General features: G+C 45.4%; 5 protein-coding genes. 4 read left to right on the forward strand and 1 reads right to left on the reverse strand.

Features of this window, described 5'->3' with window-relative positions; genetic code table 11:
* Positions 1-54: 54 nt before the first annotated feature.
* A complete protein-coding gene (locus EP166_RS10145; protein ID WP_220432541.1) occupies positions 55-5,481 on the forward strand; it encodes a hypothetical protein in 5,427 nt (1,808 codons plus the stop codon).
* 485 nt (positions 5,482-5,966) lie between these two features.
* Here the strand turns inward: EP166_RS10145 and EP166_RS10150 are convergent, their stop codons facing one another.
* Complete coding sequence (locus EP166_RS10150) at positions 5,967-6,227, reverse strand: AbrB/MazE/SpoVT family DNA-binding domain-containing protein (protein ID WP_127556698.1); 261 nt, start codon at positions 6,225-6,227, stop codon at positions 5,967-5,969.
* Positions 6,228-7,088: 861 nt separating this feature from the next.
* Between EP166_RS10150 and EP166_RS10155 the strand changes: the two genes are divergently transcribed.
* Genes EP166_RS10155 through EP166_RS10165 form a run of 3 tightly spaced genes read left to right on the forward strand, consistent with a single transcriptional unit; the run spans position 7,089 to position 12,005 of the window.
* Positions 7,089-9,551, forward strand: coding sequence for a PDDEXK family nuclease (locus EP166_RS10155; protein ID WP_164743895.1), 2,463 nt, complete (start codon positions 7,089-7,091; stop codon positions 9,549-9,551).
* Positions 9,552-9,555: 4 nt separating this feature from the next.
* Entirely contained in the window at positions 9,556-10,647 is a 1,092-nt protein-coding gene (locus EP166_RS10160) for a TniB family NTP-binding protein (protein WP_127556700.1), read from the forward strand.
* Positions 10,644-12,005 carry a helix-turn-helix domain-containing protein gene (locus EP166_RS10165; protein WP_127556701.1) on the forward strand — a complete coding sequence of 454 codons (1,362 nt, stop codon included), beginning with the start codon at positions 10,644-10,646 and terminating at the stop codon, positions 12,003-12,005. Before EP166_RS10160 ends, EP166_RS10165 begins: the two co-directional genes overlap by 4 nt.
* The last annotated feature ends 192 nt before the right edge of the window (positions 12,006-12,197 follow it).

Genomic DNA, 12,197 nt, shown 5'->3' on the forward strand with positions numbered 1-12,197 from the left:
CGCACTACGAACACCAACAAGATGGAATCCCGATTCATATTCCATGGCCCTCCCATGGATATTCTGGAACGCCTATTCCTCGAACTTTCCAAGAATGGAGGAATAGAGATCAGCCTGGTGGGTGGCAAAAAAGTCTTACTCCCGGTTCTGCTTCAAATGCCTCAGGGACATCATAGTGATCCAAACCCCGGCATTGGAATGTCTGGCAAGTGTGATGAGAACCACCTGCTTCATATACGCAATGATCCCCATAGCTCTAGTTTCATTGCCTTAGTCCCGCCTGGCCAACACAACAATCGATCAGTCGCCTCTACCACCGATGAGTTTGGCATCAGCGCCTCAAGTAATACCGAGCATTCTACCTTCGAGCAATGGTGGGAAGATGGGTTTGTACAGAGTCTGGTCAGGCAAGGACTTGAGGCCGCCGGCATTGAAAGGAGTTCAATTCTGGATGCAACTAATTTGATAGAGAGTGCTGCCTCTGCTCTAGATGAAATGGAGGAAGATGGCGGAAGCAGGATAGCTGCTTGGAGATTAATATCTCGAATATATTCCATACCGGAGAATGAACATGGATTGTCAGCAGGCGTTGCGCTTGCACTAGCATGCGGCACACCACCTACTCGCAGCGGGGACCTGTCCACCAAGCAACAGCTAAACATTATTGATCAGGTTGCTAGCGAGATGGCCGATGGATTCAAAACAGGCATCGATGGCATTACCAATGATGCAACATTGGAAAACACCACGAAGGAGGCACTCGAGGCATTCTTAAAGCATATTCAATCAAACTGTGAAGTACCCACGGCATTTGAAAGAGCGACCCAAGCATTCTATATTCCTGCCGATTCTTTCGAAATCGAACAACCACCGCAGTGGTGGAAAACGCTAGATACTGAGTGCTGGACAGAGCTGCTATCAGAAGGGCTAGATGAGGCGACTGGAGAGCTCTCGATCACGTGTACAAATGCCCTGCTTCCCATAGTTAGAAACATGCCCGCCATCGTTCGCGATGTCGTCGAGCTGTCTGTTGATGTGGGAGGCGATGACGATGAAGCCTCCTCGGTTGAGGTCCACTTGACTGGTGGCTCCCATGGGAAGTTGCCGCATTCATTAGTTGTGGATAGAGCAAGGTCGCTAAAAGATACCCCGCCTTCCAACGGACAGAAAACCCCGATCACCTATAAAATCGCAGTAGAGGGTCGCAAAGCCGCAACAACAAGGGTTATATCGCTGGCAACGTGGGTTCCGGGCATAATGGTAAGTTGCCGAATGGCAAGAAAACTTACCCCCCCGAGAAAACCTCGCAAAGGCCGCTCCTCCGCGAATTGGGAAACTGCGTTATCCCTCCCTGGGCCAGGACGTTACGAAATCCTTCTCTTCACATCACCCGGGGCCACGGTAGTTAGCGCGACGGGAATTCCTGATGATGCAACAGAAAAACCGGACGGAGGCCAACAGACTCTCTCTGTCCACGACATAGGGGGTGGACAATACCAAGTAGAAATTGAAGCCGATGGAAATTGCCAGCTGGAGGTTTCCTTCCAGCCAGCTACCAGACAGGGTATTGAAACCTGCAAGATCAACGTCGCCTGCGAGGAAGTAAAAGAGGAAGGCTGCAAGAGCGAGTTTGAGCGCCTGATCAAGCTGAACCGGAGCAATCTGGAGAAACTCGATACGAAGGCAATCGTTCAGCTTGAGCGCCACGCAAGATCCTCAAGCCTGCAAGGATGGCTACTTGATGAACAGAATATATCCAGCTCTTTCATTCCACTTGTATTATCGGACGACTATTCTTCCCAGTGGGCTCCTCCAGACTGGAGTGGCAGCCACGGCCCAATTCTTTCAAAAGCTCGGTTCCTTCACGATCCTCGTCCAGAGACCTCTTTTTTTCAACCCCCAAAGGAGTTCATCGAAGCCCGACGACAAATATTCAGTCGTATAAGGCTGACGAACGACCAGTCAGGACTGGTTGAATCCGCCCCGCTGGGCAAATGGTTGGCAAGAGATACTAGTTTTCGATCCCTTGTTGAGGACTATTTGGGTGCATACCTGAACTGGCTTTCCAGCGATCGCGACATAGCGTGTTGGGTAGATACGATTGCCGTTTGTCCGAGAGAGATGGACGGGCAGACCCTCGCGCGGATCCCAGATGCGATTATCCTCTCTCCACTGCACCCCTTGCGCCTCGCATGGCACTGCTTTGCCCAATACGTGCTCCATGAAGAAGTGGAAGGAGAAGATCCCCGTCCCTGCCCGGCAGCAAGTATCCTAGATCCTTCATGCGTACCGGACATCCTCACCATGTCACTTCAGGCACCCGGGGGTCCTAACGGTATCGACCGCGTGGACTTCCTGTCCGTCGAATGCAATTCTGACTATTGGTCTGTCCTTTGGAATGGATCCCGACTTGGTCAGATCGCCGACAAATCAAACCAGTCGCCTCTAGATGACACGTTTGGTCTGATAGTTGGGGGCGTCTCGAATGGATTCAGCCCTGCTCAGGTATCAAGGGCTCTCGAAGACGTTTCAGATCTCCTTTCAGCGAAACCAATCATAAGTATCGTTGTCTCCAGCGCTGGAGGAACCACGGACGCATGTAATGAAGGACTCGCAATCTGGTGTACCAGACGTTTCGGCAACAAAGAAAAAAGCTCAGCATTCCCGGGAACGGGTCCCAGAATACTGGAAGTATTCGACACGCGACCAAATAGTTCTCGTCCTGACCAGGCAACCATAGCCAATCTATCCGAGGACACCGGTAGTCATGTCCGTTGGTTCGATAGGCAACCAAAGGGAACCAAGCCAGACCTTGGGATAATAGCCCAGCTTGAATCCGCACAGCCGGAGGCAACACCTGTCGGTATTCGTTCACCACTTGGTATTGGCGGCCTGCTCCGGCATCGTATAAGACGCCAATTGCACAATGCTTTTCTGAATGAGTCTAGGGAAGGTCTTTCGATGCCACCTTCAGGAGACGTTCTCGCCGACAAAATAGCTAGCTGTATTACTACCATCGAAAGTGCCAGCGATGACAAGATAGGTTTGCAATTTGCCCCGAACGTTCATGCCATCTCGAACATGCTCGAGGAAAAAAACACCAGCTTCGTCGCTGTTTCATCCTCTGCCATTGATCCAGCTTGTTTTCTTGGGGGGCGTATTAAGGGAACCTATCTTTGGGACTATGACCTTCCCTCATACTCAAGCCGGGCGGGAGACACAAACGGCTATTACCTACTGTCCCAGATACGAGTAGCTGATCGGGAAGCCCTCAGGCGCGTATTGGAGCTCCTGCCAAATTGCAACGACCTAGCTGACGAACAAGTAGAGCAAATATTATTAGAAGTAGCACGAAGAGGAATACCGACAGTCCGAGGACTTTCTGGTGATGACACCGGCGCCACGGGGGATCTGGGACTTTTCCTATCGGTACGCCTCCTTCAGGATCAATTCCGCGTGTCCGGCAATACTGATAGTCTCCTTCCGGTAATTTCGGGATCTCAGGAAGATACGACAATAGCCTTGATCGTGCCTGTCGATCCCTTCCGGGGCTACTTAGCCGATCTCGCGCGTTCGCTTGGGAAGGAAAAGAAGGATGCATCTCTCTCGCGTCCAGACCTGTTGGTGATTGGAATCCGCGCTTGCAGTAAAGAAATCCGGATGCATCTCACCCCGGTAGAAGTAAAGTGCAGGCAAGGAGCAACCTTCAGTCAATCCGATTCTAAGGAAGCCCTGGCCCAAGCCAAGGCCCTTTCGAAACTTTTCCTCTCAATTCAGGAACGCGCTGAGAAGTCCCTTGCTTGGAAGCTCGCTTACCAACACTTATTACTCTCCATGGTGGGTTTTGGGCTACGTGTCTATAGCCAGCAAGAATCCGTTTCCATGCAAGGAGCTCGTTGGGCTGAATACCACGAGATGATCGCAGCCGGGATCCTCGGCCCTACACCTGTGACAAGCGTCGATGGGCGTGGCCGATTGATAGTCGTGGATGACTCGTCACAAAGCGGTCCTCGCGACCATGACGGCGATGGCTACCCAGAGAGTATATTCATCTCCCTGCCAGACGCTGGCCGGATCGTGGCGGGTGACGCCCACATATTTTATGAAGCCGTACGAGGAAAGGTAGGCACCTGGGGGTTGATACCCGAGGCGGCCAAGGCGTCGGATCTCACCCCACCCCCTTCTCCAGGCCGACCGTCTGCCGACACACAAAAGATAGAGAAGGAGCCAAATAATGCCAATACCCAGCCAACCGGACTTGCTCCTAGCGAAGCAGATAAAAAGTCATTAGGAGGCCTCCCCTCCGAGACTATAACCGAAACCAACCCGGCCGGTCCTTCTAGTAAAAGTAGAGGGATTACGCTGTCAGTAGGAAATACAGTCGATGGTTTCGAGCCTCAGCAACTTGACTTAAACATTTCGGACACCCAACTTAACCAGCTCAATATCGGAGTAGTAGGGGATCTAGGGACCGGCAAGACACAGTTACTGAAGTCCTTGATCCTTCAGATAGCAACAGCGCGAGAATCGAACAGGGATATCAAGCCGAGATTACTGATCTTCGACTATAAGCGGGACTATAGTAGCCCGGAATTCGTGGAAGCCACAGGGGCGCGGGTTATACGGCCCTCCCGGCTACCACTCAATCTTTTCGACACTGCCGACATGGGTGAGTCAGTAGCTCCTTGGCTGGATCGTTTTCGCTTCTTCGCAGACATTCTAGACAAGGTTTATTCTGGTATAGGGCCGGTCCAACGGGACAAGCTGAAAAGCGCAGTCCGGAATGCCTATGCAACTTGCAACGCGCAGGGTCACGCGCCAACGATATATGACATTCATGCGGAATACAGGGATCTGCTAGGCGGGAAATCCGATTCGCCGATGGCTATCATCGACGACTTAGTAGACATGGAGATCTTTGAGCCTGAACATTATCGGACAAAATCATTTGATGATTTCCTCGACGGTATCGTGGTTATATCTCTTGACGCCCTTGGCCAAGACGACCGTAGCAAGAACTTGCTTGTCGTCATCATGCTGAACATGTTTTACGAGAATATGCTCAAAACTCCAAAGCGTCCCTTTCTTGGCCAAAACCCTCAATTGCGAGTCATTGATTCCTACCTACTCGTCGACGAAGCCGACAACATCATGCGCTATGAGTTCGACGTACTCCGTAAGCTACTGCTGCAGGGCAGGGAATTTGGTACCGGGGTAATACTAGCATCTCAGTACCTGAGGCACTTCAAGGCCGGTGCCACGGATTACAGGGAACCCCTGCTCACCTGGTTCATCCACAAGGTACCAAATGCTACCGCCGCCGAGATGGGCGCCTTGGGCTTTACTTCTGAATTAGGGGAGCTATCCGAACGAGTCAAGACCTTGCCAAACCACCACTGCGTCTACAAGTCATTCGATATATCGGGCGAAGTAATACGAGGACTCCCCTTCTTCGAGTTGTGGAAGGGAAATACAAGCTAGCAATCAAGTTGGTTAGAGATTCAAGCATGGCTGATACTTGGCCCCAAAAGAAAGATCGGCACGAATGGCTCGCGCATCAGGAGCTGATCGTCCGATCATCAACTCTTGTTAGTTTATTGCTAGCATTGTAGCACCAATTTGTCGATCCCACTCGCTCGCTGCATTGGCAACCTGATGTACAAGTCTTTCAGATACGCATAAGACTCGCTGTGATCCGGTGAACAGCCAGTTTGAACAACCCAGTGCTCATAACAGTATCTGGTTTTCCACACCATTGTTTTCGATCGGCTGTTGCATGGACAGGGCGCGCAGTTACTGTAGAGCAAGCTGATCGAGAAACCGCGTGGCATTCTCCAATAGTTCCAGGTATAGAGTCGATTGATGTCGCAATGGAAGCACTTTGTTGGCTGCAGAGGCTACCCAGAGGAACTGTATATATTCTCACAATAGACTCAGCCTTATGAATCTTGCCCAGATAACGTAAACTAAACCTCCCGACCGACTGCTTTTATCGGGGAACTCAACCCTATGAGCTCTTCAACTGATGGTAGTCCACCCTCGGGGACATTGGCCATTAAATCTTTAAGGCTTGGCTTTCTGTTTGAATGAAGCTCAACATATCCATCAGCTACTGTCAGAACCAGCTCATCTCCTATTCTCCATTGTGTTTCTCGTAGCAGGTCCTCAGGCAGTGAAATGAATCGCGAGTCACCTTCTACTCGAATTTTTGTTATCCATTTCAGCATGTTCAACTCTCCATAGAGATTTACTCTTCTAAGTTAGCAGTCACGTCTCGAATGTAAAGGAAACTATTAGTACAGGACTGTCCATTTAAACCAATCAGCCTGAATGACTTGGCCTAACCGGAGCGTCTGTATTACGGATGAGGAGACATTCTCACTATCAGTAATGATTGTGCACCATTGCATTCAGTCAATTTTAATCTAACCAATTCAAGTACAAAGGTTACCAAAAGAATCAGCAGTGAACAGTAATTTGAAGACTTGCGCGTAGCAATCAAAGCAATCTTCATGCCATTAACACACCTCACTTACAAGACTATTTAAAATACAGAGCCAAATAGTCAGATCAACCCTGAGGCACCAACTCAGCTATTCCCCGCTTTCTCGTGACCTCTATAGGTTCAACATAGTATCTACTGACTAACTTGAAAAAGTGTTCACATGTGAACACTTTTGAATGATTAAGACGGGGGAGCCAATATTGAACCTCAACCCCCTGGCTGCAATCCGTCATACAACACAACTAGACCGAATTAATGTGTCAGCACTCAACAGTTCCTTAAAACATGAACTCCAGCATTCTATTAAAGTGTTCACATGTGAACACTCAGATTAATCAAGAGCTCTGGCCATTCGAAAGAACGTTTTAGAACTTTGCTAACAGCAAAGCAAAATATGCGTGCCGGTTTATGTGTAGTTCAGGCGTGACCTTTAAAGAAACTGATTCGGGAAAATAATTTGAGGCATAGTTGTAACCTAATTCGATTTATTAGATAGTTGAAACTACTCTACCGTTATACTCAATCGACTTTAACTAGACTAGATATTGTATCAATTACTATCTTCAATGCCATGGTGACCACTGTGCTCAAAAATCTTACAATTGACAATGCACCTAAGTCGTGGGGTTTAACATTAAGGGGTGTTGAAATTATCAACACTATCCGATCAAGCGAACCCGCTAGGCGAGTGTCTGCCAACGGTGTCTCGGGTAACATTGCCATACGATTCCCAAGCAAGAAAATGAGCCGTATAATTCAGGCTGAAAGTAAAACCTTAGAATATCCTGTTTTACTGTCTTTGGAATTTGATCCTGATGTATTAGAGTTTTATGATCAGCCTCCCACAGTTTTTCTTCAGTACATAACAAGTAATGGCAGGAGATTCTCGGGAGGAAATACTTTAGACTACTTTGCAATAACTAATAGTGGCGCTTATTACGTTGAATGCAAACGAAAGGAGGAGCTACTAAAAATATCAAGAAAAAGACCAGATCACGTTTCATATGATGAAATCAGTAATCGATTCTACAGCCCTGCTTTTGATCGTTATCTTGACGGTTCAGGTATTGGCTATCGCTTTATTACTGAAGAAGACATAAACAAAGTAGAATCTGAAAATTTGGACCTTCTTTATGGTTATCAACAAGAAAACCCTACTCAATCTAACATCAATCGCTTGAGAAATATTTTGAAAGAGGAAGGCTTTGTCCACATAGACACTCTAGTAGGTTTAGGCGTCTCCTTATCAGAAATCTATCACTGTATTCAAACAAAGATATGTTTTTTCCCTATTAGTACACGCTCGCTATTGCATGTAGATGATAGAACAGTGTATGCATCTGAATCGCATTATAAGCTGCTATCAGCATATAAAAGTGGGAATACCAAAGACAGCGACTTCAATTTTAATGTCGAAAACTTAGATAGCGAGTTGCTATCTGCTGATGGAAAAGATCTAGAGCGAGCGACATACGAATTTAGCCTTTTACATAATATTGAATCTACAAATGACATTGAGTCTGTTGGTGTCCAGCTAGGGATAAGCACACGCTCAGTTTACCGCAAGCTAAAGAAAATTGAAGAACACAGTAAATCGCCGATAGCAGCACTGTTACCACGAAAGTCTCACATGGGAAATAGAAATTCAAAAATTGATCCTCAGATTATGTCAATTATTAAAGCAGTAAGTGAGGAATATTATCAGTCTAGAACTGCTGTATCCAAAAGTGAAGTTCATAGAATTGTTAAGATTAAATGCCAATCTAAGAATCTCCCAGCACCCACAATAACCACAGTAAGTACTTATCTTAATCAACTTTCAGATGTTCAATTGGCATATTCAAGGGTAAGTGGAAAAAAATCATATCAGATGGATATTTTTAACCGTGGGTTAGAAGGTGAACTACCTTTCAGCCGTGCAACACGATACCTGCAACACTGTCATCTGGACCATACGCAGATAGACTTATTCACGTTGACCGATAACCTTAAACAATCTCAAAAGCCTTGGCTCACTGCCATACGAGACAGCTATACAGGTATTTTTTTAGGTCACTATTTGACTTTCAGGCATCCGAGCTACATTAACGTAATGATGTGCATACGTAATATGGTAGACCAGTGGGGTTTGGTTCCAGAATCAATATTTGTTGATGGAGGCCGCGAATTGAACTGCCGAAGTATTGAACGACTTTGTGCAAGATACTCGATATCAAAGACATCCAGAGAAGGCAACCCCAAAGCCGGAACTACAATCGAAAGAGCTTTTGGTGTATTGAATTCGAAATTTTTCCACAACCTAGAAGGAAATTCCAAGGCAAGTAAGAATGTGAGGCAATTAACTGCTAGGGACTTACCATCAAATCAAGCAGTTTGGCGGTTGAGTGATATAGATAGGCTTCTGGTAAATTTGCTGCAGGAATACAATCGCACTTATGTCGAGAAAGGTGAGCTGAGTTGTTTGGAGTTGTCTAGGCAGAGCATCAGGATGTTTGGCATTAAACCTGATTGTAAAGTTTCATGCGATGATGAATTCTTTTTTAATACCCTTCCAACCGTTAACAAGGGATACGTAACTATTAGAAAAGGAAGACCGGTCCGATATGAGAAAATGGACTACTGGAATGTTGTCTTTCATCAAGCTTCACCTAAAGGAGAGCAATGTGATGCACGTTGGGACCCGGAAGACTATAGGTCGCTATATATTTACTTTGATAAAAGATGGATCAAAGCAACAACAACTGCAAAGGTCAACGTGAATACGGAGCGTCGAATTATTTCTGAGGAACTTGCGATAGAGCAAACCGCCAAAGACAAAGCTAATCGAAATAATTCATATAAATTGACTGCTTCAATACATAAAGAAAAAGAAGCGATAGTCAAATTTAACGGACCTAGTAAGATGAATAAATATAATAAGGTTGATGAGTCCGAATCAGTGAATGATAAGGTAGCCGTGAAGCCAACTATTGCTATAAAAGAGGAAGCTGAATACTTGGATCCCTGGAGTCTTCAGGTACCCAACTCTATTGACCGAAGGAAGTGATAGAATGTTTCATCCAACGCCTAGTTTTCCAAAAGAGCTATTGGAAGCCTCTCACAAAGAACGTCTCGAGTATTTTTCTACTGGTTTTATACTTCAGCATGAAATTCTGAAAGAAATTCATGAGTCGCTCAATAAAAAATTATTCAAACCAGAGCTATATCAAATAATACTTGTTAGTGGGCCAACCGGAGCGGGAAAAACAGTAGTTGCCATGAACGGATTGGACGATACGTTCAGACAGGCGACTGAGCTTAAAATGGAAACCAAACTGCCAGCGATCTATCTAGAGACACCAAAACTTGGAGGTGCCCAGTTTTCCTGGAAGGGGTTCTATAGTCGATTACTTGAATCAATGATGTATCCTGATCTCAACAGAGTGCGTCAAGTCATTACCTCAGGGTATGAGGCTGATGTACATTTGTTTTCTGGAAAGTCGTTATCTGAAAATCAGTTGCGAAAGAGAGTTGAAGACAGAATCAAAGAACTAAATGTCAAGGTCATAATATTAGATGAGTTACAACATATGTTCGCCTTTACTGAGGCAAATGTTAAAACAAACCTTGATGTTCTAAAAAGTATTGCAAACATTACTAAGTGCCAAATGGTTCTTGTGGGCACCTATGAAGGAATCTCAAAAATCCAATGGAACGGGCAGTTAGCAAGAAGAGCCGAGAAGATCCATTTCCATCGATATAAGCTCGATACGGAAAGCAACCAAAAAGCATTTCTTACAGCATATAGCGGCCTGTTGTCACACGTCTGTTTTGATTTAGATGAGGCATTGCTTAACTCGGAGAATATCGCAGAAATATATGTTCGATGCCTTGGTTGTATTGGTATTTTAAAACAGATGATTGAAAAGGCATTAGCAGATTTATCAACAGACGATACTCTCACTCATAGTAAGATCATTCTGAACTCCCTTGATGCTCGTGAGCTTAGACAGATATACCACGAAATAGAAGAAGGAGAAGTTGAATTTAGTCAAACTGATTATACCGAAATTGCTTCGTTGATGGGATTGCCAACCAAGAAAGCGAAGAAACGAAAAGGTAGGCCTGGAGTGTTAAAGCCAGTAAGGGACCCAATCAAGTGATTCACTTTGAATATGCAGGTTACTATGGTTACAATCCATCGATCTTCATGATTCACGATCGATCGATAACAGGACCAGAGTCCAATACGTCTAGAATATCGCGAGTTAGCCTCAAATACGGTATTCCTCCAACCGCCTTTGTACAGCACTACCTAAATGACGGTAAGGCACTTAATCGTGAATTTTTTCAATTTGAGGTCGCTACATGCCTGAATTCTTGCACTCCAAAAACTAAACGTTTGGAGCGGCAATTGAATATACTTCTCGGAGTAGACTCTGACAAATGTAATTCCTATAGTTTTTTAGAAGATGTAGTAGATAGCAAGGCTCATGGTCTAATTTCTAAACAAAGGAAGTGGTGCCATCTTTGCTATCAGGAGCGAAGAGATAAGCGCAGGCCCTTTGATAACTCGAATGCGATATTTGATGATTTGTACTGGTCTATGGACAGAATAAATATTTGTATGTTGCATGCAGTTAAGTTAAGTAGCTCTTGTACCTGGTGCAAAAAGAGTCAACCATATATATCAACTACGGTAGAGATAGGTCATTGTCATTATTGCCATGCATTCCTTGGTAACAGCAATACTATTTCAATCAACGAACAAGAGTGGCTTCAACTGAGAGAAGTTTTCACTCTCTTCTATGCAAATACATACTCGGAATACAGGCCTAGAAAGGCGCAGCTGGTCAAAAATTTGAAGGCCCTGCGCAGCATATTCCCAAGTGCTACCAGCCGGTACTTAGGTGACGCAATGGGGGTTTCTGAGGATATTGTTCGAAAGTGGATTTCTGGCAGTAGGAAGCCCCAGCTTGATACTCTGTTTTTGCTGCAAAAAGCCTTAGGGTTATTTGGTCCACACCAACTATTTTATGATACCCAAGTCTTTTTGAAAAAAGTGGCACTTAATGGAAGGATTGCTCTAAAGCTAAATAAAAAGTCTGAATACAATAGCCTTATGCTTGAAAGCAGGATATCAAAGTTCTTGAATGGGGTTATAGCTGGTCAACATGAACCTATAAGCCGAACTAAGATTGCTCAGCGCTTTGGTGTATCTGAGTCTTACCTGCAAAGGAGGTTTTCCGGACTTTGCCAGCGCGTTAGTGATGCGCTTTCAGAACATCGTTTTACGATACGCTCTCAGCAGGTTCTGAGAATCGAATATCAGATGGAGCAAGCGGTTTCTACATTGATATCAAAAGATCGTACAATTACACTAGAGAATGCGCTGAACTATTTCACCCAAAAGGAAATTATAAAGAACTTTCAGGACTATGAGCTATTGGTTTTTTTGCAAAAGGCAATTGATACTCAAAAAGCTAAACGCAAAAAGAATAGATCAAAAAACATCAGATAATCTTTTATCAATCGTCATTTATATGCGACTAGAGTTTACACTCATTTTTTTGATCTCTAAGAAAGCCACATGACGGTGGGATATAGATATGCGGTGCTATCTATAACGTGAACGATCACCCAGCCTTGCCCGGGATCTTGTCTGAGGCGGGCTACACCGCGGGTGACTTAGACAAAATCCTGGGCACAGTGG

Origin of the sequence: Saccharospirillum alexandrii, from assembly GCF_004000275.1 — a bacterium.
In the GTDB taxonomy this organism is placed as follows: Bacteria; Pseudomonadota; Gammaproteobacteria; order Pseudomonadales; family Natronospirillaceae; genus Saccharospirillum; species Saccharospirillum alexandrii.